Origin of the sequence: Schaalia sp. HMT-172 (genome assembly GCF_030644365.1) — a bacterium.
In the GTDB taxonomy this organism is placed as follows: Bacteria; Actinomycetota; Actinomycetes; order Actinomycetales; family Actinomycetaceae; genus Pauljensenia.
Map to the genome: position 1 here is coordinate 2,231,078 of NZ_CP130058.1, position 22,219 is coordinate 2,253,296.

11 protein-coding genes, 4 tRNA genes and 1 CRISPR repeat array (1 of these 16 only partly in view) are annotated in these 22,219 nt (G+C 67.7%); of the genes, 9 read left to right on the forward strand and 6 right to left on the reverse strand.

The window, feature by feature from the left end:
- Positions 1 to 120 precede the first annotated feature (120 nt).
- The 3 genes from QU663_RS09355 to QU663_RS09365 all read left to right on the forward strand — a co-directional run bounded on the left by QU663_RS09355 (position 121) and on the right by QU663_RS09365 (position 2,091).
- Entirely contained in the window at positions 121 to 630 is a 510-nt protein-coding gene (locus QU663_RS09355) for a septum formation family protein (protein ID WP_051267747.1), read from the forward strand.
- Between the two features lie 200 nt (positions 631 to 830).
- Positions 831 to 1,361 (forward strand): septum formation family protein, encoded by a 531-nt coding sequence (locus QU663_RS09360; protein WP_051267749.1) that lies wholly within the window; start codon positions 831 to 833, stop codon positions 1,359 to 1,361.
- A 214-nt stretch (positions 1,362 to 1,575) separates the two neighbouring features.
- The gene (locus QU663_RS09365; RefSeq protein ID WP_021611425.1) at positions 1,576 to 2,091 is read left to right on the forward strand and encodes a septum formation family protein; all 516 of its coding nucleotides are present in this window, start codon (positions 1,576 to 1,578) and stop codon (positions 2,089 to 2,091) included.
- Positions 2,092 to 2,139: 48 nt separating this feature from the next.
- On the opposite strand, the gene QU663_RS09370 is transcribed toward QU663_RS09365, so the two are convergent.
- Together QU663_RS09370 and QU663_RS09375 are read right to left on the reverse strand one after the other, a co-directional pair.
- The gene (locus QU663_RS09370; protein ID WP_304990706.1) at positions 2,140 to 3,405 is read right to left on the reverse strand and encodes an NUDIX domain-containing protein; all 1,266 of its coding nucleotides are present in this window, start codon (positions 3,403 to 3,405) and stop codon (positions 2,140 to 2,142) included.
- A gap of 167 nt (positions 3,406 to 3,572) precedes the next feature.
- Positions 3,573 to 4,202, reverse strand: coding sequence for a hypothetical protein (locus tag QU663_RS09375; protein WP_034480478.1), 630 nt, complete (start codon positions 4,200 to 4,202; stop codon positions 3,573 to 3,575).
- A 30-nt stretch (positions 4,203 to 4,232) separates the two neighbouring features.
- Between QU663_RS09375 and QU663_RS09380 the strand changes: the two genes are divergently transcribed.
- The 3 genes from QU663_RS09380 to QU663_RS09390 all read left to right on the forward strand — a co-directional run bounded on the left by QU663_RS09380 (position 4,233) and on the right by QU663_RS09390 (position 7,874).
- Positions 4,233 to 4,304 (forward strand) — tRNA-Lys (locus tag QU663_RS09380).
- A gap of 69 nt (positions 4,305 to 4,373) precedes the next feature.
- The gene (locus tag QU663_RS09385) at positions 4,374 to 6,473 is read left to right on the forward strand and encodes a PfkB family carbohydrate kinase (protein ID WP_021611083.1); all 2,100 of its coding nucleotides are present in this window, start codon (positions 4,374 to 4,376) and stop codon (positions 6,471 to 6,473) included.
- Between the two features lie 156 nt (positions 6,474 to 6,629).
- Positions 6,630 to 7,874, forward strand: coding sequence for a multidrug effflux MFS transporter (locus tag QU663_RS09390; protein ID WP_021611082.1), 1,245 nt, complete (start codon positions 6,630 to 6,632; stop codon positions 7,872 to 7,874).
- Positions 7,875 to 8,409: 535 nt separating this feature from the next.
- Here the strand turns inward: QU663_RS09390 and QU663_RS09395 are convergent.
- The 3 genes from QU663_RS09395 to QU663_RS09405 form a co-directional block, all read right to left on the reverse strand.
- The gene (locus QU663_RS09395) at positions 8,410 to 9,234 is read right to left on the reverse strand and encodes a DMT family transporter (RefSeq protein ID WP_034480894.1); all 825 of its coding nucleotides are present in this window, start codon (positions 9,232 to 9,234) and stop codon (positions 8,410 to 8,412) included.
- Between the two features lie 113 nt (positions 9,235 to 9,347).
- Positions 9,348 to 9,752 carry a peptide-methionine (R)-S-oxide reductase MsrB gene (gene msrB, locus QU663_RS09400; RefSeq protein ID WP_021611503.1) on the reverse strand — a complete coding sequence of 135 codons (405 nt, stop codon included), beginning with the start codon at positions 9,750 to 9,752 and terminating at the stop codon, positions 9,348 to 9,350.
- 112 nt (positions 9,753 to 9,864) lie between these two features.
- On the reverse strand, positions 9,865 to 13,353 hold the full coding sequence (locus QU663_RS09405; protein ID WP_304990562.1) for a mechanosensitive ion channel domain-containing protein: 3,489 nt from the start codon (positions 13,351 to 13,353) through the stop codon (positions 9,865 to 9,867).
- A gap of 163 nt (positions 13,354 to 13,516) precedes the next feature.
- Between QU663_RS09405 and QU663_RS09410 the strand changes: the two genes are divergently transcribed.
- The 3 genes from QU663_RS09410 to QU663_RS09420 all read left to right on the forward strand — a co-directional run bounded on the left by QU663_RS09410 (position 13,517) and on the right by QU663_RS09420 (position 13,819).
- A tRNA-Glu gene (locus QU663_RS09410) sits at positions 13,517 to 13,592 on the forward strand.
- A 49-nt stretch (positions 13,593 to 13,641) separates the two neighbouring features.
- A tRNA-Asp gene (locus QU663_RS09415) sits at positions 13,642 to 13,715 on the forward strand.
- A gap of 28 nt (positions 13,716 to 13,743) precedes the next feature.
- A tRNA-Phe gene (locus QU663_RS09420) sits at positions 13,744 to 13,819 on the forward strand.
- A 1,019-nt stretch (positions 13,820 to 14,838) separates the two neighbouring features.
- On the opposite strand, the gene QU663_RS09425 is transcribed toward QU663_RS09420, so the two are convergent.
- Complete coding sequence (locus QU663_RS09425) at positions 14,839 to 15,234, reverse strand: hypothetical protein (protein ID WP_021612782.1); 396 nt, start codon at positions 15,232 to 15,234, stop codon at positions 14,839 to 14,841.
- Between the two features lie 311 nt (positions 15,235 to 15,545).
- Positions 15,546 to 22,219: a CRISPR direct-repeat array (repeat unit 28 nt; unit sequence GGCTCATCCCCGCTCACGCGGGGAAAAC); it runs 1,893 nt beyond the window's last position.

Consider the following 22,219-nt stretch of genomic DNA (forward strand, 5'->3'; position numbering starts at 1 on the left):
CACCCGTTGCATGTACCACCCCTCATCGCTGCTGCTATAGTGTGCGAACGCGACGCCATCCCCGTCGCATGAGCGGCGCGGCTTCCCCGAGGCCATCGCCCCCTCAACACAAGGAAGATCATGTCTCACCTCTCCCGTTCCTGCATGCTTCTCGGCATCGGCGCGGCCCTCATGAGCCTGGGCCTGTCCGCTTGCTTCCCCGTCTCACTGAGTCCCCGCAGCTCCTCCGGGGGCTCGTCCGGCGGTTCTTCCGGGGGCTCTTCCGGGCCCACCAGCTCCGTCCTTGACCTATACGTTGGCCAGTGCATCCAGGACCCGGGCGAGGGCACTGTTTACGACGTCGAGAACGCGGTGTGTACGACGGAGCATTGGGGGGAGGTTTTCCACGTCATGACAATCACCTCCTCGCAGATGCCCTCCGAGGACGATATGAATGCCATGGCCTCGGACACCTGCGTTGACGCCTTCGACGCCTACGTGGGCAGGCCCTACGACGAGTCCGAGCTGGATTTCACATGGTACGTGCCGTCCCAGGAGAGCTGGGCGGAGGGGGATCGCACCATCCAGTGCATCGCGATCCGCACGGACGGCGACCCCCTGTATCAGCCGGTGCGCAATTCGGGCCTTTGAGCAGCCTCCGGCCGTGGCGTGATGTTGCTGTGGCTCGTGAGGCGGCCCGGCATGACCCGGACCACCTCCCCTTTACCGTACGGTATTTGAATTGTTATAGTGACAACAGCATGGCGACGGGCACCACCCTGGGCCCGCGTCGTCGCAGCTGAGCGGTTTCGCCTCCCGCGGTCCGCGATCCCATCTCATCAAGGAGCACTATGTCCCACGCAATGCGTCCCGCCCTGGCTCTCGGCGCCTCCGCCGCGATCCTGGCCCTCGGCCTGTCCGCTTGCTCTGGCCTGCCCTTCGGCGGCCGCACCCCGTCCGATCGTTCCTCCGAGACCTCCTCGTCGCGCTCCTCGGAGAGCCCCTCCCCCGAGGCCACCGGCTCCGACACCTCCGCGTTTGCGATGTACGTCGGCCAGTGCATCAACACCCCCGACGGCGCCGCCGCGACCGTCGAGGAGTTCAACTGCAACCAGCCGCACAACGGCGAGGTCTTTTACATCCACAAGCTGACGGATGCCTCGCGCCCGTCCGAGGACGACATGGAGAAGAAGGCAACGGACGCCTGCCTGGCAGCCTTCTCCCCCTACGTCGGCAAGGACTACGAGGACTCCAACCTGAGCATCGTGTGGATGTACCCCACGGTTCAGACCTGGGCGACGGGCGACCGCGAGATCGTCTGCATCGCGACCACCGATGACGATTCGACGCTGAACCAGTCCATCAAGGGCTCCGGCATGTGATTCGCATCCTGTGCGGCGGCGGTTCGGCTTCGGCCGGGCCGCCGTCGGCGTTTCTGGGCGCTCCCGGGCAGTTCCGATCGTGGGCACCAAGAACCCGGATCGTGCGGTCGCCGCGGCGTTGTATAGTGGAAATAGCACTACGATCAGCAATCAGGCTCGCCGCGCCGCGCTCTTCCATCACGTGTGCGAAGGCGTCGTTGCTCCAAGGAGAATCATGTCTCAACGTTCCTTCGCATCCCGCACCGCGCGCCCCGCGCTGATCCTCGGGGTCTCGGCCACCATCCTGAGTTTGGGCCTGTCCGCCTGTTCCGTGTCAATGTCTGGAACTCGCAAGCCTTCGAATGGCTCCCGCACGCCGGCGGCCTCCGCGACGGTCGATACGCAGACGCAGCAACACATCGGGGAGTGTTTCCAGTTCGGGCCCGATGAGGACAGTGAAGTCACCAGCGTCGACTGCAACCAGCCTCACGATGGGGAATACTTTCATATTTTTGACTTCGCAGGCACGAACCGTCCGTCCGACGACGAGTTTAACGAGGAGAGCGACGAGGTCTGCGGCCTGATCTTCGAGCACTACGTCGGCAAGCCCGTCGCGGACTCCACGTTGGACTACGACTGGATGCTTCCCGTTTCACAAACCTGGGAAAAAGGTGACCACACGGTGCAATGCTACCTCTTCGCCAAGGACGACAGTAAGCTCACCGGTTCCGCGAGGAACTCCAACATGTGACCCTGTTCCTTCGCGCGATCGTGGCGGCTCGGCTAATGCCGGGTCGCCTCAGTGCTTCTTGGAGGCCTTGCGCGGCTGGATTGCGGGGTTCTTCGTGGTCACGCCGTGCGTCTCCAGGGCGACGACGAGGGGCCCGTCGGCCCCCAGCTCGACGTGGGCGACCAGGATCTGGCTGTGCTTGAGGGTGGGGAGGTCGCCGCCCGCGACCGTGTTTGCCCCGTAGGCCCGGAGTTCCTCGACGATGAGGTCTCGTGCGGCTCCGGTCACAGACACGAGCGTCGTACCGCCCGGCTCGCGTAGGCGCTGCGCGGCGAAGGCACGCACCCGGCCCGCTCGAGCGTCCGCATCGATCTGTTCGGCGGCCTCGGGCTGGGTACCGAGGGCATCCACGAGCGTCACGGATCCGCCGCCGAGCGCTGCCCACGGCGCGAGAGCCTGGCGCGCCCGGGCGCTCGGGGACGCGAAGGCGCGATCGACGCCGAACGCGCTCAAGAGGTCGACGAGGTCAAAGGCCTGTCGCACGCCGAATCGGCCGAGGGGCGGATCGTCGGGCCGTTGGGCGTTCCGCGTCGTCAGGGCCGAGGCCCGCTCCACCTGCGCTGCCCGGCGTGCCGCCGCAGAGGCGACGATCGCGGGGCTGGGCACCGGGCGCGGCTTGGGGGCTGCGGCGGGCACGGTCGCGGTCGCGGCGGGCGTGGGGGTCGCTGGCGTGGGGGTCGCTGGCGCGGCGGGCGCGGGCGCATCCGCTGACGCGGAGGCGCTCTCAGGCGCGGTGTCTGCGGGCCCGGGGCGCAGAATCAGGATCGTGGAGGTGACGAGGCGTCCTTCGCTGGCGCGGGCGACGAGGTCGGCGAGGAGACGACGGTCGCCTCGCCGGGTCAGCATGTCGGAGGCGGCCTCGGGGCTGGCCCACCTGGTCTGGTCGATTTCGGTGCGCGGCGCGCGAGCGGCGGGGGCACGCAGGCGCGCGGCGGCGGCGTCGGCGGGCAGGGGCGTGCCGACCCAGTAGTGGACTTCCTTGGTTTGCCCGCCGCCGAGCCGGTAGCGCTGGGTGGTCAGGGGCGCGCCCAGGGTGATGATCTGGCCTGTCTCTTCTTCGACTTCGCGCACGGCGGCGGCGAGGAGCGGTTCACCGTTTTCGGCCTTGCCTTTGGGCCAGGACCAGTCGTGGTAGCGGGGGCGGTGGACCATGAGGACTTCGATGTCCGCGGGGTCGATGGGTTCGCCGGGGCGCGCGACGCGCGTGGGGTCGGCGAAGCGCCAGACGAGCGCGCCCGCGGAGCGAACGAGTCGCTGGGGGCGTGGGGCTGGCATCGGGCGCATAGGGTCCAGGGTAGTCGCCCCGCGCCGACCGCGCCCTGATGGGCGCGCCACCTTCACGAGGTCGGGGTTGCGCCGGGCGCGAATCCGGCGGCCTCGTGGGCCGTGACGAGCGGGCGGAAGGGGCGGCGGGGTGCGGGCTCCGCGCCGGTGGACGTGTCTCAGTCGAGCGTTCCGACGGCGGCCTCGCGGGCCGCGACGTCGAGCTCGTCGGCGGTTGCCAGCAGGGCACAGTGGCGCATGGTGACGCGGTGGGCGAGCGGGTCGGTGGGGTCTTCGATCCACAGGGCCCCGGCCTCGCCGGCGGCGAGGACGCGCATGGCGCGGGAGGCCTCGCCGAGCACGTACCCGAGGTCGTCGTCGGTGAGGTCGCCCCTCAGCAGGGAGTCGACCTCTTCCATGATGAGGCTCAGGGAACGCAGCTCGACGGGGGCCTCGAGCCCCTGGATGATAGGCGCGCGCGAGCCGTCGGCGTAGCGCTCGGCCACCAGGAGCGGATCGCGGTGGTACCACTCGTGGAGCAGGTAGACGCGCCACAGGGCGCCGGGGAGAGTGAATTCGGGGCTGCGCGACCACACGTGGGCGATGGTGTCGATGCCGCGGGTGCGCACTGTGTCGCGCAGGCGCGCCACGTCCTCGTCCGTGAAGGTGTCGTCACCGATGCCCATGAGCGCCCACGCGGCGGTGTGCGCGACGGCGGCGAGGGAGGCGGGATCTTCGTCGCCGATGATCGTTTCCGCCCGCGCGGCGTCGAGCATGGCCGGGCGGCGAGGAGTGTTTGATTGGGCCATGGGGACCGCTTCCTTCTACAATGTGGGCATGGGCCTATAGCTCAATGGTAGAGCAGCGGACTTTTAATCCGTAGGTTGGGGGTTCGAGTCCCCCTGGGCCTACCGCGCGCCCCGGATTGTCCGGGGCGTTCACGCTATCTGCGGGCGCGTGCCCGCGCTGGAGGTGCACGGATGGATCCTCGTTTGTCTCGCGCGCATGGCGCTCTGGCCGGGCTGGCGCTCGGAGACGCGCTGGGAATGCCGACGCAGGCGATGTCCCCGGAGCAAATTCGCGCGGTGTACGGGCGGATCGCGGGCCTGGTGGATGCGGATGCGAGCCAGCCTTACGCTCCGGGTATGCCGGCCGGTTCGGTCACGGATGACACGGAGCAGGCCCTGTTGGTTGCTTCCCTCCTGGTACGAGGCCGGGGCTCCTCTTCGGGTCACGCGGCCCTGGACGCGGGCGAGTTCGCTCACGCGCTGCTGGCCTGGGAGGATTCGATGATTGCGCGCGGGTCGCTCGACCTGCTGGGCCCCTCCACGAAGGCGGCGCTCGAGCGCGTGCGCGCGGGCGAGGATCCGCTGAGCGTGGGCGGGGCGGGAACTACGAATGGCGCGGCGATGCGCGTGACCCCGATCGGCATTGCGGTGTCGACGGCGGATCCGGAGGCCTTCGCCGAGTCCGTGTGGTCGTCCTGTCAGGTCACGCACGCGACACGACAGGGCTTCCAGTCGGCCGCGCTCGTGGCGGCGGCCGTGTCCCTGGGGATCGATGCGGCTTCGTCGTCCGCCTCGGATGTGCGGGCGCTGTTGTGGGAGGCCGTGTCCTACGTCGCTTTCCTGTCCCCGCGCGGCGCGTGGGCGCCGGACCCGGACGTCGTGGCGGCCACGCGCCGGGCGCTGGAGCTAGCGTCCACTCCCCCGTCACCATCCCTGGAGTTGTTGGCCGAGCAGATCGGCTCCTCCGTGGCCTCGGCGCAGGCGATTCCCATGGCCTTCGCACTGCTCGCGCGCAACCCCTCCCCGCGCGCCCTCCTGGATGCCGCGAATCTGGGCGGCGACACGGACACGATCGGCGCGATCGCGGGCGCGATCCTGGGCGCGGCAGCGGGGGTCGGGGTCTTCGACGGCCGCGCCCTCGCTCAGGTTGAGGAGGTCTCTCGCCTCGGCCTGCAACCAATCGCGAGCAAGCTCCTGGAGCTGCGTGCGGCTCACGAGCCTGCCGCGAGCGCGCCCCCGGCCCGCGAGGGCGAGGGGATGATTCCCGAGGAGGAGGCCCCGGCCTCGTGCCCCGAGCCGAGCGCACCGGCGGGCCGCGTCGTCCTCATGGGCCAGATCCTCGTCGACCTCGCCGTGCGCGGCGACGCCCTTCCGGGGCCTGGCGGCGACGTGTGGGCCGTCGACGAGGGGATGCACGTGGGCGGGGGCTTCAACGCCCTCGTGGCGGCGCGGCGCATGGGGGCCGAGGCCGTCTCCCTCAGCCCGATCGGCGAGGGCCCCTACTCCTCGCTCATCCAAGCGGCGCTGGCGCGCGAGGGGATCGCGGATGCCGGGCCTCGCGTCGCGGGCATCGACAACGGGTTCTGCATCGCGTTCACGGACCGCACGGGCGAGCGCACGTTCATCTCGACCAAGGGCGCCGAGACGATGGTACCCGCGAGCGCGTGGGCTGATGTCGTGCGCACGATGCACCCGGGGGACGTCCTCTACGTCGACGGATACCTCATGGATCACCCCGCGAACAGGGAAGCCGCTCAGGCTGCGCTGCACGCCCTGCCCGAGGGTGTGCGCGTCGTGCTGGACGTCTCCCCCGTCATCGGAATCCCGGACGGCTTGCCGACGCGCGACGTCATCATCTCGATGAACCACAGGGAAGCTCAGGAGATCGGGAAGCGGACGGCCGATCGGAGCCTTCTCGACCGGTGCGGAGAGCCGCTCGGGGCCGCCGAGGCCGTGTGTGCGGCGGTGCGCCGCCCCGTCGTGGTGCGCGCGGGAGCTGCGGGCGCATATGTCGCTCGTCCCTCGGTGGCTGCCACGGATGCCGTCGATGAGGACGCGTCCCACGTCCCGACTCCTCACGTCGAGGCGATCGACACGAATGGCGCTGGCGATGCGCACTCCGGGGTGCTGGCGGCCTCCCTCGCACAGGGGATCCCCCTGGGCAGGGCGCTTCTCCTCGCCAACTGTGCGGGTGCGCTGTCAGCGACGGTCGTCGGTCCGGCCTCGTGCCCGTCGCGCGAGGAAATCGAGGCCGCGGCGGACGCATTGGAGGCACGAGCGGACGGGGAGTGAGCGCGGTCGAGGAGTGAGCGCGGTCGAGGTGTTGGCCGAGCGGGACCACTACGCCTGAGCACATGTGGGCATATCAGCCCCTGCGGGGTGAGAGATTCGTCAAATATTCAACCGAGGTACCTATTTTATATTCCCCCAGGGACGCACAATTACCCCATGACGACTAACGACACCCAGGACCGCAGCGGCATCGTCGGCGGGGCCCTCACCGTGGCCCTGCTGATCACCCTAGCCGTGCAGAACGCCGTGCCCCCGATGGCGACCGACATGTACTCGGCCGCGTTCCCGCAGATCACGGCGGACCTGGCGACGAACTCGACGATGCTCGGGTTCACGCTCACGACCTTCTTCGTGGGCTACGCGTCCGGGCAGGTCCTGGGCGGTGCAATCTCGGACCAGATCGGGCGACGCCGCCCCATCATCGCCGGCGGCGTCATCGCCCTGATCGGCTCCATGATCTGCGTGCTTGCGCCGAACATCTGGGTACTCCTCGTGGGCCGAGTCTTCCAGGGCCTCGGCGGCGGCGTCGCCTCCTTGGTGGCGCGCGCGATCCTCGTGGACGTCGCACATGGCAAGATGCTGGCGCGCGCGATGAGCCTCATCCAGGCGATCGTCGGTTTCGCGCCGATGCTCGCCCCGGTCCTCGGCGCGTTCATCATCACGCACGCAACGTGGAGGGTCATCTTCTGGGCGCTCGCCGCGTTCACGCTGCTCATGGCGGCCCTCGCTTGGTTCGTCGTGCCCGAGTCGTTGCCCGAGGAGCGCCGCCACCCCGGCGGTATCCCCCGGTTCTTCCACGGCCTCGTCCAGGTCGTGCGCATCCGCCCCTTCGTGGGTTTCATGCTGGTCAACGCCTTCTCGAGCTTCTGCATGTTCGGCTACATCTCGAACGCCACCTACGTCCTGCAGGGACCGCTGGGCCTGTCCCCCATGGCTTTCGCGTGCGTCTTCGCGTTCAACGCGCTGCTGTCGACCGGATTCGCGCTGGTCAACGTGCGCCTGATCTCGCACTTCACGCCGCGCACGCTCATCATTACGGGCCTCACAATCGCCGCGACCGGCGTCGTGACGCTGGCGGTGTCGACGTTCCTACTCGACCTGCCGCTCATTCCGACGTGCGTGGGCTTCGCGCTCATTATGACGGCGAATGCGTTCATTTTCGGTAATTCGGGCGCGCAGGCCATGAGTGAGGCGCGCGAGCAGGCGGGCACGGCCTCGTCCGTCATGGGCGTGTTCCAGTCTCTGGCTAACGGAGTCGCGGCCCCCCTGGCAACCTCGGGCGGCGACAGTGCCGTGCCGATGGTGCTCGTCATGATCGTCGGCTCCGCCGGCGCGTGGTTCGCGTTCTGGGTGATCGCCCGCGGCGGCAAGCACACGCCTCGCCAGCTCAGCCTCGACTGACGAGGCGTCAGCGCGGACGAGGCGTCAGCGCGCGGGACACAGGATCACCGCGCCCTGGATACAGATACATCGCGCACATCTGGATAGGTAACGCGCATCCGGATAGGTTATTAACCTATCCAGATCGTCACAACCTATCCAGATAGGTAACACGCATCCTGATAGGTAACGCACATCCGGATAGGTAACGCACATCCGGATAGGTAACGCACATCCGGATAGGTTATTAACCTATCCAGATCGTCACAACCTATCCGGATCGTCACAACCTATCCAGATAGGAAACACGCGTCCTGATAGGTAACGCACATCCGGATAGGTAACGCGCATCCGGATAGGTAACGCGCATCCGGATAGGTAACGCGCATCCGGATAGGTTATTAACCTATCCGGATCGTCACAACCTATCCGGATCGCCACAACCTATCCAGAAAGTGCGCCTCATCGCGAAGAATTCACCAGAGGGCGCCAGCTTTCATGCCCCGGTCGCGACTATCGGTTGGGACAGCGCCGCCCACTCCGCTCGATGCGCGGATCACGCGCGCGAGGCGAGCCACACAGCGACCGACACGAGGACCAGGCCGATCAGCTCGAAGGCACCCGGAATCTGGCGCAGCATGACGGCTCCGACCAGCGCGGACATGGCCGGGAGGATCGCGGCAAACAGGGCGAAGGTGGAGGCGGCCAGGCGACGCATCGCGATCGCCTCGAAGCTGTAGGGGATGGCTGTGGAGAGCAGTCCCACGCCCACGACGATCGCGATCAGTTTCCACGAGGTCGTGGCCGCCATGGCTCCCGGCCCGAGGATGGGCGCGAAAAACAGGGAGCCCCACGCGCAGCCGAGGGCCAGGTTCGTCACCCCGTCGCGGGTGGAGGAGGCCCGCTGGCCCACGACGATGTACGCTGACCACGCGAGCGCGGCCAGGAGAATCCATGCGACGCCGACCCGCACGCTCGCGACGCTCAGGTCGAGGGCGAGTCCGCCGATGCATGCGACTCCCGCGAAGGCGAGGACGGCGGCGACGCGCGGGCGCCAGCCTCGGCCTCGGATGACGGCGACGGCGACCGGGCCATTGAACTCGATGGACACGGCTGTGCCCAGGGGAATGCGCGCGATGGCCTCGTAGAACGACGAGTTCATCGTCAGGACGATGACCCCGAAGAGCGCGGAGATCGCCAGGTCCGAGCGCGTCAGGCCGCCGCGCCAGGGGCGCTTCCACGCGAGGAGGACGACCGCGCCGGTGACCACGCGCCACCAGGCGACGGACGCGGGTTCGACGGATGCGAAGGCGACGACTGCGAGCGCCGCGCCCACGTACTGGATGAGGCCCGAACCGACGATGTAGAGCTGGGGCGGGATGCGGTCGGCGACGGAGGCGCGACCTGCCGGGCGCTTCGGCGCGGCGGCGCTTCGCGGCCCGGCCCTGGACGAGGCCGGGGTTGCGTGCCCTCCTCGGCGCCGGGCGGGCTCGTTCACTGGGCGGGCGCGAAGGTGAGCGCCGCCGAGTTCATGCAGTAGCGCAGGCCGGTGGGCTGGCCGGGCGCGTCGGGAAAGACGTGGCCGAGGTGGGAGCCGCAGGTCGCGCAGCGCACCTCGGTTCGGGTCATGCCGTGGCTGGTGTCGACGTGCTCGGTCGTGGCGCCGTCGCGGGTCTGGAAGAAGGAGGGCCAGCCGCAGGAGGAGTCGAACTTCGTGTCGGAGTCAAAGAGTGTGGAGCCGCAGGCCGCACACGAGTAGGTGCCGACGCGGGCCTCGTTGAGGAGCTCGCCGGTGAAGGGGCGCTCGGTGCCCGCCTCGCGCAGCACGTGGTAGCGCATGGGGCTGAGGAGCTTCTTCCATTCGGCGTCGGTGCGGGCGGCGGGGTCGGTAGCGTTCATGGTTCCATTGTCGCGCGCCGCCCGCGGGCGCGCACTCTCGGGTGCGGCCGCGGGCGGCGCGGGGTGTTTCGCCGGCGTCATGGACGAGGCAGTGGTTGCCTCGCGGGGACGCTCACTTGGCGGTGGCGGACTTGGCGGTCGAGGTTTTCTTGGTCGCAGCCTTCTTGGCGGAGGCCTTTTTTGCGCTTCCCTTCTTGGCATTCGCCTTCTTGGTCGCCGTCTTCTTGGCGGGAGCCTTCGCGTCCTTGGCGGCGGCTGATTCTGAGGCGTTTTCCGCCTTGTCCTCGTCCTCGGTCACTGCCTTCTTGGCGCTCGACGAGGCCTTCTTGCCTCCCTTTTTCGCTGTCTGCGCCTTCTTCGCGGCCGCCTTTTTCGCGGGCGCCTTCTTGGCGGAGGCCGTGGCGGGCTCCACCTCGTCGGAGCCGTCGGGGGCGGCACTGGCCGCGTCCGCAGCCTTGGCCGCGGCGTCGGCGGTCGGCAGCACGAGCGTCTCGTCGAGTGCGGGCTGTTCCTCGATGGTCGGCAGGACCTGGGTGGCCTCAGCGTCGACGGTCACGGCCTCGGCGGTCTCGACGGGCGTCATGACGGTGGTCGCCTCCTCGGCGTCAGCCTGGTCGTCAGCCTCTTCGGCATCCCCCGCCGAATCCGCCGCATCCGCGGTGTCGGCCGCCGCGTCCACAGCATACTCGGGGTCAGCCTGGTCGTCTGCCTCTTCGGCGTCCTCCGCCGAATCCGCCGCTTCCGCGGTGTCGGCCGCCGCGTCCACAGCATCCTCGGCGTCAGCCTGGTCGTCTGCCTCTTCGGCGCCCTCCGCCGAATCCGCCGCATCCGCGGTGTCGGCTCCCGCGTCCACGGCATCCTCGGCGTCAGCCTGGTCGTCCGGCACGTCGTCGCCAGCCGAATCCGCCGCTTCCGCGTCGGACTCGCCGGACTCGGCGAGAGCCTCGGGCTTCTCCTCGGCGTCACCCGCGGCGGGCTCGCCCTCAGCGTCCGTTTCGACGCTGCCGACGGCGGGAATCTGGCCGGTGACGGCGCGCAGCATGTCGGCCTCGGCGCCGGTGGGTGCCACCGCGGGGAAGAAGTCCATGATGGACACGCGCGCCGCGGGCTCCACCTTGGGGGTGGGGCGCGTTTCGGCGTCCAGGCGCGCCTCCTCGGCGACGGCGTACCAGCCGGGGTGGACGACCGGCTCGTCCGGGGTCTCCTCGTCGGCGAGCGACGCGGCCATTTCGGCGGGGGTCGGCTCCGGCGGCGGCACGAGCGCGGGCGCGAGTGCCTGCACCGTGTCGGTCATGACCGGGCGGCCGGTGCGCGCGGGAGGCGGCACCTGAACCGGCTGTTTCACGGATGTTTCACGCGCGGGGATGGGCGTGGTCGCCTGCTCGTCCTCGCTCGCTGCCTCGGCGGGCGCGCCCTGAGGAGCGTCCTCGGCGGCGGCCCGGGAGGCGGGTTCCTCACCGTCGGACGAGGCCTGGGCAGCCTCGTGCGCGTCGCCGTCGGCGGGCGCGGGAACCTCGGCGGGCGCGGAAACATCGGCGGGCGCGGTCTCCTCGACAGCTTCGGCGACCTGCGCGGAGGCGTCTTCCTCGGGCTCGGCATCGGCGACCTGCGCGCCTGCCGCGGTCCCTCCCGCGGCGTCGTCGGTGTTGGATGAGTCCTCCGCATTCGCGGGTGCGGCCGTGTCGGCGGGCCCGTTGGCAGGCTCGCGCTGCTCGGCGACTCCCCCGTCGGAGGCTGGCGCTTCGGTGTTCGCCGCGACAGCGTCACCAGCGGCGGACTGAGCCTCCGCCGGTTCCTCGGCAGCGGCCTCGGCGGGTTGGTCGGGCTCGACGGGTTCCACGCCGACAGCGGCCAGCGCCACGGTGGCCTCGGGGTCCAGCGCCTCGCGACGGTTACGTCCCTCACGGCGATCCTGGGCGCGGCGAGCATCGGCCTCGCGCTCGGCGTAGGCCTCCTCGCCGGGGCCGGCGAGTGCGGCCGCGCGTTCCTCGGCCTCTGCGGAGCCGGAGAAGAAACGCTCACCGCGGCCGATGGACGTGGCCGTCAGGGTCTGGGTGAGCTGCGGGTTGGGGTTACCCGCCGCCTCAATGATCTTGCGCAGCGCTGACTTGGAGATCACCTGCGTCTCGTCGACCGGAGCGCCGCCCTCGGCGAGCTCGCGCTGACGGTCCGCCATCGCGCGACGGCGGGCGCGCTTGGCCTTGCGGCGGGCGGCCACCATGCGCGCGGCGTGAGCCGCGTCCTTGGGCTGCTCGCGCACGCGCTCGGCCCCCGAGGCGCCGGCCAGGGAGGCCGCGCCACCCGCGGCGGAACCCTCCGCGGCGCGCAACGCACCACCCCCATGGGAGGAAGGACTGCCCGTCGCGGCCACGGCCTCGTTCGTGCCGGAAATGCCGGCGAGCTCGGCGGCCAGGCGCGCGACGTGTTCGCGGCTCATGTCCTTTTCGACGGTCACGGTCTCGCGCGGCTCGATGCGCTGGGCGGGGCGCGCCCACGGCTCGTCGGTGACGATCCAGGAGATGACCTGTTCGCGCAGGTAGGCGCGCAGATCGTTGAGGTTTCCGGAGTTCGCCGCGGACACGAGAATGCGCACGGTCACCGTGTACTCGTCGGAGTCTGTGATCTGCACGGCCCACGTGCGCCCGTCCCACAGGTCTGTGGCGGTCAGGAGCTGCTCGACCTTGGTGCGGATAAGCGTCATGGGCGCGGACCAGTCGAGCTTGAGCTCGACGGTGCCGAGCTGGGCGGCGGCGCGGCGCGTCCAGTTCTCGAAGGGGGTCTGCGTGAAGTAGCGGCAGGGGATGATGAGGCGGCGCTCATCCCAGATGCGCACGACCACGTAGGAGAGCGTGATTTCCTCGACGGAACCGGTCTCGTGCTTGTCGCCGGCGACGACGACGTCACCCACGCGGATCGCGTCCGTGAAGGCGAGCTGCAGGCCGGCGAAGACATTGCCGAGGGTCTGCTGGGCGGCGAGGCCGCCGATGACCGAGAGGACACCGGCGGAGGCTAGGACGGTGGTCATGGCCTGGCGTGCGGCCTCGAAGGTGCCGATGATGGCGATCATGCCGACGACCACGACGATCCCTTGAGTGAGGCGCCGCAGGACCTGCGCTTGGGTTTCGAAGCGGCGCGAGCGGCCCCGGTCGGAGGCCTGGCGGGCCTTGGCGGCGTCTTCGAAGACCCAGGCAGCGGCGTACCCCATCCAGGTCAGGCACGCGAGACCTGCGATGAGGAGGATGTGCATGAGGAACGTCGTCACCGACGAGCCGTTCCAGTCCGACAGGTTCGGGTTGACCAGTGCGATGCCCAGGCCCACCCAGGCACCCCACGTCGCGAGGGTCAAGTGCAAGGGGCGTCGCACGCGGGCCAGGATCGACGAGGCCGTGGCGGACTTCGCGAGCGCCTTGCGGGCGAGGACGGCGAAGACGACCGACACGACGACACCCACGAAGGCGCCGATGATGGGGCCGAGGATCAGGAGGGTGAAATCGATAGTGGTGGCCACGGCGGCCTCCGCGCCGGATTGTGGGTCGGCGGCGACACGCGAGAGCGTGTCCGAGGCTTGGGCGAGGGCGCCGAGTACGGGTATCGTAGTCATGTATCAAGGGTAGGCCGCCTTGCTGATGAAATCCTGTGAATTCCGCACAATTGCAACATTTTCTGGTAACGTGTGCGGGGTCACCCTATTTTGTTTTGACGCGGCGCGCGACTTCTGCCTAAACTATCTCCCGTCTTCGGACGCCAGTTCGACGGCCAAGCAGGCCCCCATCGTCTAGCGGCCTAGGACACCGCCCTTTCACGGCGGCGACACGGGTTCGAATCCCGTTGGGGGTACCACCGGTCGCAATTGTGATTGGAATAATTCAATAGGTCTTACCTGTTGTAAGGCCCCGTAGCGCAGTTGGTTAGCGCGCCGCCCTGTCACGGCGGAGGTCGCGGGTTCAAGTCCCGTCGGGGTCGCCGACCAGACCATATCGGTTCAGGTCTTGGCTCTGTAGCTCAGTTGGTAGAGCGTTCGACTGAAAATCGAAAGGTCACCGGATCGACGCCGGTCGGAGCCACCAGCAATCCCCGAAGCATTCGCTTCGGGGATTTCGTTTTGCTTGTCGGCTGCTGCGTGCCTTCCGCTTCCTGTGGCGTAGTTGCAACTGCCCAACCAATGCGACAGCGCGGACAACATCGGCGCGCACGGCAACATCTAGAGCAGCTCCCTCTCATGTGCACACCCCTCTTCTGTGCACGTTAACCCGCTATTCCGCACGTTAACCCGCTAATGCGAGCCTGGGCAGCCTCGCCCACACTCCAAATAGCGGGTTAGCACTCGCAATAGCGGGCCCACGTGCGAACAAAACCCATGCCAGAACACCGCCGCGCCCAAAACGCAGACCACTTCGCCCATAACAGCCCGTTTCCAGCGTTTTTCACCAAGGTGGTCTGCGTTTTGGGCGCCGCGCCACCTCAAGTCGCGGCGTCACTGCCATCAATCGAGGGGAATTGCACCATCCAAGCCTCAGCTCGAGCAGCTTGCCGCGCAGATCACGCCATCAATCGGGGGAATTGCACCATTAGGGGCGCGACACGCCGGCGACACGCCGTGGCGGTGCGTCTAATGTTGCAAAACCCCCATCAATGCCGACGCATCGAGCGATCCTTGCGCGCAGGCCGTGCGACCCACGCACCACAGCGCCCAGCCCGGACAAATGTCGCACGCCATTTCGGACTGCTATTTTGAGCACACCCTAAAACGTTGCAATGCCCAGGGCAAAGCAGGTCCTATGAGCTTTATCGCTCAGACAACTCGAGGAACGCGAACGCGCCCACGCGGAGCTCGTGATCGCCGGGAGAGTGAGGCGGAGACCGGCGGCGCGCGGTCGCGTGGGCGCGTCCGTTTACACAGAACGTTTCAACAGAGAGCAATACTCAGAAGAAACAGTGACTAGCGTAACAGGCAACGAGTTATCGCGGGCACGTTCGGATGATCGTTTTTCGACGTATTCTCACTTCGCTTTTCGCGCGGCCACTAGGGTCCGCCCGAGCTGCAACGAAAGGACTTCTAGCCTTCGTCGGAGTCATCCGCGATGCGCTAGGGCACGAGGATGAATTGTTCCTCGTCCCAGTCGTCGTCGTGATTGTAGGCGCCATCGAGGCCGTCGACCATCGCGGAGGCACGATCAAGCCTCTCTACGGCCTCGAGGATTTCTAGGGCGATGCGGGTGCGGTCGTACGCGTCGGCGTGGCGCCGCGCATCGACGGTGAGGATGACGTGCGGGAGCGTCGTGGAGAGCGCGAAGGGGTTGACCCAGACTTCCCAGATGTCGTTCCAGGGGCCGACGTGGAGGATCGGGGTGACGGTCTCCCACGTGGCGTCGGTGTTGATGTCCGTGAGCTCGAAGGAGATGTCGCGGATGGCGGCAGCCCACTCTGCGATGCACAGCTCGCAGGTACCCGAGGTCACATCACGGCGATACTCGCTGCCCACGTGCGCGATGCGGGTGCGGATCCGCGTCTTCGCCGCCCCCGCGCGCCCTACTTCGTCGCCTGTACCGTGTCCGCCTCACCGTGCATCACCGTCGGCTCACCAGAACCCAATTGCGCCACCATTGCCGCGTCCATGTTTTCGCCTTCTCCTTCATCCGATTGCGGGTAGCCGTGTGGGACACAGCGGGGAGGGAGGGGAGCGCAAGGGTCGTTATCTTTTATTCCGGTGGGTATGCACACCAACGGCGCACCGGAGAACCCCGCGGTTGCGGGGAATACGTGTACCACAGGGACTGGTGTTTGATTCCCAGTGGTTCATCCCCGCGCGAGCGGGGAAAACTACCCGCTGGTTGCGGACTGGGATCTCAAGTCGGGTTCATCCCCGCGCGGGCGGGGAAAACACTCTCGGCGGTAACGGCGCGCTCAACAACGCGGGCTCATCCCCGCGCGAGCGGGGAAAACCGGGTGGCAGCCATGCCATCAAGGCCGCCGACAGGCTCATCCCCGCGCGGGCGGGGAAAACTCTCCTTCACACAATACACGCGCCACAACGGCGCACTCATCCCCGCGCGGGCGGGGAAAACAACGCCGCGTAGACGAGTCCGCGGACTGGGAAGGGCTCATCCCCGCGCGGGCGGGGAAAACACTTTGGCATGAGCATCACCGGATATGCCCGCGGGCTCATCCCCGCGCGAGCGGGGAAAACGCGTAAGCATCCCAGAACGTAGGCTCTTTCGACGGCTCATCCCCGCGCGGGCGGGGAAAACGTGATGTCCCATGCGGCGACGTTTAGGCGCTGAGGCTCATCCCCGCGTAGGCGGGGAAAACAACGGTCGGTGAACACGTACCAGGCGTACACGGGGCTCATCCCCGCGCGGGCGGGGAAAACGCCACCTCGCGCGCGGCGCGCGCCGTGACTTTCGGCTCATCCCCCGCGGGCGGGGAAAACTATTGGCCGACGGGAGGGCAGGACCATGCGACCGGCTCATCCCCGCGCGGGCGGGGAAAACGCGTAGACGGTGTCGATGATGAAATTCACCGGCGGCTCATCCCCGCGCGGGCGGGGAAAACACACCCTCCCCGACGGCGTCCTGCGCTGTCACCGGCTCATCCCCGCGTAGGCGGGGAAAACGACGCAGAGCGGCAAATCATGAACCTCCAGGACGGCTCATCCCCGCGTAGGCGGGGAAAACGTTTTTAAACGCCCGAGGCTATTTTACTATTTCGGCTCATCCCCGCGTAGGCGGGGAAAACCACTATCGACCCCGGCCCGAAGATTCAGCACGAGGCTCATCCCCACGGGGACGGGGAAAACCTTATGGCCATGCCACCCAACCGCGCGTGGCTGGGCTCATCCCCGCACGGGCGGGGAAAACTTCGGGATTGGTGGGGTACTAGTGCCCGGCTGGGGCTCATCCCCGCGCGGGCGGGGAAAACAGCCTCGACGGCCTGGTCGTTGACCTCGCCACCGGCTCATCCCCGCGTAGGCGGGGAAAACGGACAGGCGATCGAGTACACCGTCGCGCACCAGGGCTCATCCCCGCGTAGGCGGGGAAAACCCGGGACCGAAGTCGCCCGCCCCGTCCTCGACCGGCTCATCCCCGCATAGGCGGGGAAAACTTGATGAATCCCTGGATGAGGTTCTTACCGGCGGGCTCATCCCCGCGTAGGCGGGGAAAACGGTCGGCATGAGGGGGTCACCTTCCTGCGCCGGGCTCATCCCCGCGTAGGCGGGGAAAACTCGAGCGTCTGCCCGTTCTTCTCCACGGCGGCGGGCTCATCCCCGCGTAGGCGGGGAAAACCAGGCTCACGCCGTAACGCTCGATCGGGTCACGGGCTCATCCCCGCGTAGGCGGGGAAAACCAAAGGCCGACTACCCTACGCGGCGGTCAGACAGGCTCATCCCCGCGTAGGCGGGGAAAACCCCTGACCCCTCGCGCGTCTGCGTCGGCGTTGAGGCTCATCCCCGCTCACGCGGGGAAAACCCTCGCCGTCATCGCGTCCGGCCCCGGCACAGAGGCTCATCCCCGCGTAGGCGGGGAAAACTCGCCCGAAACGAGCGACAAGGAAGTGGTCACCGGCTCATCCCCGCGTAGGCGGGGAAAACGAAGGGGTTAGTGCGCGCGATGTTGCCGACTACGGCTCATCCCCGCGTAGGCGGGGAAAACTCGCCTGGAAGACGGTCACGGGCACTATGAGCCGGCTCATCCCCGCTCACGCGGGGAAAACTGGTGGGGGCCTTCTTCACTTTTCGGCGCGATCGGCTCATCCCCGCTCACGCGGGGAAAACTCTCCACGTGCGTGATCTCTCCCCGGTTAACAGGGCTCATCCCCGCTCACGCGGGGAAAACTCCGACTGGGAGACAATCGACGGGCGAGCCGGGGGCTCATCCCCGCTCACGCGGGGAAAACGGCGAGGCACTCGAGGCAGCAGCGGGGGAGTTCGGCTCATCCCCGCTCACGCGGGGAAAACCCTCACGCTCGGGAAGGTCACCACGAAGAAGCGGGCTCATCCCCGCTCACGCGGGGAAAACGGCGAGGCACTCGAGGCAGCAGCGGGGGAGTTCGGCTCATCCCCGCTCACGCGGGGAAAACCCTCACGCTCGGGAAGGTCACCACGAAGAAGCGGGCTCATCCCCGCTCACGCGGGGAAAACGCGGCGCCCGTGACCATCGCCGGGTTCAGGCCGGGCTCATCCCCGCTCACGCGGGGAAAACAGCTCGCGGATCTCCAGGAGCGCGTTCTTCCCGGGCTCATCCCCGCTCACGCGGGGAAAACACGGTCACGTCGGTGAGGTCAACCTTACCGTCGGGCTCATCCCCGCTCACGCGGGGAAAACGAGGCGTTCGGGGACGTTGGCGATGACGGGGAGGGCTCATCCCCGCTCACGCGGGGAAAACTGACCGGAGTCCCACCCATTGTACGAGTATTGGGGCTCATCCCCGCTCACGCGGGGAAAACCTGCACCCGATTTCTGGCGACCTTCGGTTCACGGGCTCATCCCCGCTCACGCGGGGAAAACCTCAGCGGTGGGCGTGTCTGGCCGTTCGGGCGCGGCTCATCCCCGCTCACGCGGGGAAAACCTAGCGGGCCGTTTCTACCGCTGGAACCAAGGGGGCTCATCCCCGCTCACGCGGGGAAAACTCACTGTAGAAGTCCTCGTAGCGCAGCCTGTCCGGCTCATCCCCGCTCACGCGGGGAAAACTACTGCCACATCTCGCGCCCACGTGGTGAGCCGGGCTCATCCCCGCTCACGCGGGGAAAACGGCGGCGCGCAGGAGGGCGCGCATCCGGGTCAGGGCTCATCCCCGCTCACGCGGGGAAAACTCCTCGATGGCGGCCTGTGCGCCCTGCAGGGCGGGCTCATCCCCGCTCACGCGGGGAAAACGGCGACTCGGATTATGCTCCCTTGCGACGGGTAGGCTCATCCCCGCTCACGCGGGGAAAACGCGGGGATGCGCCAGCCTGCGCGGCCTTTTTCGGGCTCATCCCCGCTCACGCGGGGAAAACTTCGTATTTCGCAGATGTCCGAAAAGCTGGGCAGGCTCATCCCCGCTCACGCGGGGAAAACACCTTCTACCGGGGGACTAGGTTGGCCCCCCCGGGGCTCATCCCCGCTCACGCGGGGAAAACGCTGGACGGTTTCTCACACTCGCCGCAAAGCGGGCTCATCCCCGCTCACGCGGGGAAAACGCGGGGATGCGCCAGCCTGCGCGGCCTTTTTCGGGCTCATCCCCGCTCACGCGGGGAAAACTTCGTATTTCGCAGATGTCCGAAAAGCTGGGCAGGCTCATCCCCGCTCACGCGGGGAAAACGCCGCCCTGGATGAGGAGGGCGCGGGCGTCGAGGGCTCATCCCCGCTCACGCGGGGAAAACCGGGAGATACAGTCCCCCGCTCGCCGAACACTGGGCTCATCCCCGCTCACGCGGGGAAAACAAGGCGGGCGAGCAGTTGTGGATTGACTACAGCGGCTCATCCCCGCTCACGCGGGGAAAACGGATTGGGCCGAGGCCGAGCGGGTCGCCAACGGGGCTCATCCCCGCTCACGCGGGGAAAACGGGATGCTTTCGCGCCAGGCGTCGGTGATCCAGGGCTCATCCCCGCTCACGCGGGGAAAACGGGTTAGATGTATTCGACGTATGGTGCTTGTCCGGCTCATCCCCGCTCACGCGGGGAAAACTCCTTCCATGCTCCGATGTGCACGGGTCCATGCGGCTCATCCCCGCTCACGCGGGGAAAACTTCGGCAGTGACCGAGGCAACAAAACCCACGTGGGCTCATCCCCGCTCACGCGGGGAAAACTGCTCACACTTATTTTACTGACCGAACGTAAAGGGCTCATCCCCGCTCACGCGGGGAAAACTCTAAAACTCTCTCTATACCCCTTCTAGACCCCGGCTCATCCCCGCTCACGCGGGGAAAACTCGCCCGAAACCTCTGACAAGGACGTCGTCACCGGCTCATCCCCGCTCACGCGGGGAAAACCGCGTCTTGCGAGGCGTGGTGTTGTCCGTCGGGGGCTCATCCCCGCTCACGCGGGGAAAACTAGAGGAAACCGGCGCTGATCTGGCTCAGGCGGGGCTCATCCCCGCTCACGCGGGGAAAACCAGGATGCGGTTTTGGCGATCAGGCGCGCGGCCGGCTCATCCCCGCTCACGCGGGGAAAACTCGGGCATGGTCGTGGTGCCAATGGTCACCAGCGGCTCATCCCCGCTCACGCGGGGAAAACCGCGTCTTGCGAGGCGTGGTGTTGTCCGCCGGGGGCTCATCCCCGCTCACGCGGGGAAAACACGGCGTATATGCGGGACGGCCACCCCGAAATGGGCTCATCCCCGCTCACGCGGGGAAAACTTACGCAGCTCGATCTCCAGATTGAGCAGATCGGGCTCATCCCCGCTCACGCGGGGAAAACTGATCGCTGTCCACTCGCACGACGCGTGCGACCGGCTCATCCCCGCTCACGCGGGGAAAACATAAATGATGCGTTGCAGGCTTTGCTTGATGAGGGCTCATCCCCGCTCACGCGGGGAAAACCGCGACGGCGTAATTGACCGCCTGTCCATCGGAGGCTCATCCCCGCTCACGCGGGGAAAACTTGGTGATCTGGAGGATGTCCACACGCGAGTGCGGCTCATCCCCGCTCACGCGGGGAAAACTCGCGCGCGCCCTGCACCTGGAGGCGGATCGCGGGCTCATCCCCGCTCACGCGGGGAAAACACGGCGTATATGCGGGACGGCCACCCCGAAATGGGCTCATCCCCGCTCACGCGGGGAAAACATCGTCTGGGTATCGGGTGCCATACTCTTTTCCGGCTCATCCCCGCTCACGCGGGGAAAACCATCCTGGCGGGTATAATGCGAGCAACGACCCCGGCTCATCCCCGCTCACGCGGGGAAAACCGGAAGTCAGGCTTGCCGACGGCGTTCCAGTACGGCTCATCCCCGCTCACGCGGGGAAAACGTCACAGCCTTAGACGGGTCGCCCTTCACCCTCGGCTCATCCCCGCTCACGCGGGGAAAACCCCGCCAGGCCTGGACTGCTCAGGCCTGGTGTAGGCTCATCCCCGCTCACGCGGGGAAAACCAGGCCGCCCCATGAGCGGACCACCGGCTCCGAGGCTCATCCCCGCTCACGCGGGGAAAACGTGTTCGGCTGCGGCAGATCGACGATCATGCCCGGCTCATCCCCGCTCACGCGGGGAAAACTTACGGCGCAGCTCCGACAGCGCCCAGGAGAACGGCTCATCCCCGCTCACGCGGGGAAAACCCCGTCAATGCAGGCGTGGCTTACGCTGCCTGCGGCTCATCCCCGCTCACGCGGGGAAAACGTTATCGAACGCGGTGAGCGCGTGACGTGACAGGGCTCATCCCCGCTCACGCGGGGAAAACCTATCCGAGCAGTCGGCGCGCGTATCTGCCGCGGGCTCATCCCCGCTCACGCGGGGAAAACGTTCAGGGCTACCTTGCGTCTCATTTCTTGATCGGCTCATCCCCGCTCACGCGGGGAAAACAGCGAGCGCGCTAGGTAGGAAGCGAGCTTAGAGGGCTCATCCCCGCTCACGCGGGGAAAACGCGTTCGACAGCGGTCAGGTCGGCCTCCCATGCGGCTCATCCCCGCTCACGCGGGGAAAACGCGTTCGACAGCGGTCAGGTCGGCCTCCCATGCGGCTCATCCCCGCTCACGCGGGGAAAACCGTCACAACTCCAAGATTCTGCCCCGACGCGTGGGCTCATCCCCGCTCACGCGGGGAAAACCCAGGGCGGAGATCCAGCGGTCGGGAGGACAGGGGCTCATCCCCGCTCACGCGGGGAAAACAACGTCGTCGTTCGGTTCGCCCACAACGCCCAGGGCTCATCCCCGCTCACGCGGGGAAAACAACGCACGCCGCGGCATGAGATACCGCGGCTCGGGCTCATCCCCGCTCACGCGGGGAAAACATCGCGGAAGTTGCCCGTGAACGCCGCGTTTTGGGCTCATCCCCGCTCACGCGGGGAAAACCCTTCGGTGGCCTGCTCATTCACGGCAAGCGTGGGCTCATCCCCGCTCACGCGGGGAAAACCGCCGCCAAGCTCGCCGTCGCCAAGGCCGCGACGGCTCATCCCCGCTCACGCGGGGAAAACACGGGGGAGATCGAAGACGCCGTGCGCGAAGCCGGCTCATCCCCGCTCACGCGGGGAAAACCTGTAGAACGCCTCCGTGATCGCCGCCCACGCCGGCTCATCCCCGCTCACGCGGGGAAAACTGCACGCCAGGGACGAGCGTCCCGGTCACCCAGGGCTCATCCCCGCTCACGCGGGGAAAACATCGTCGTGTCAGCGCCGATCATTATCAGGCAGGGCTCATCCCCGCTCACGCGGGGAAAACGCCTGACGGAGAGCCTGCTCCCCCTGGTGCACCGGCTCATCCCCGCTCACGCGGGGAAAACCGTCCTCGGAATGGACTACATTTCGCAGCCATGGGCTCATCCCCGCTCACGCGGGGAAAA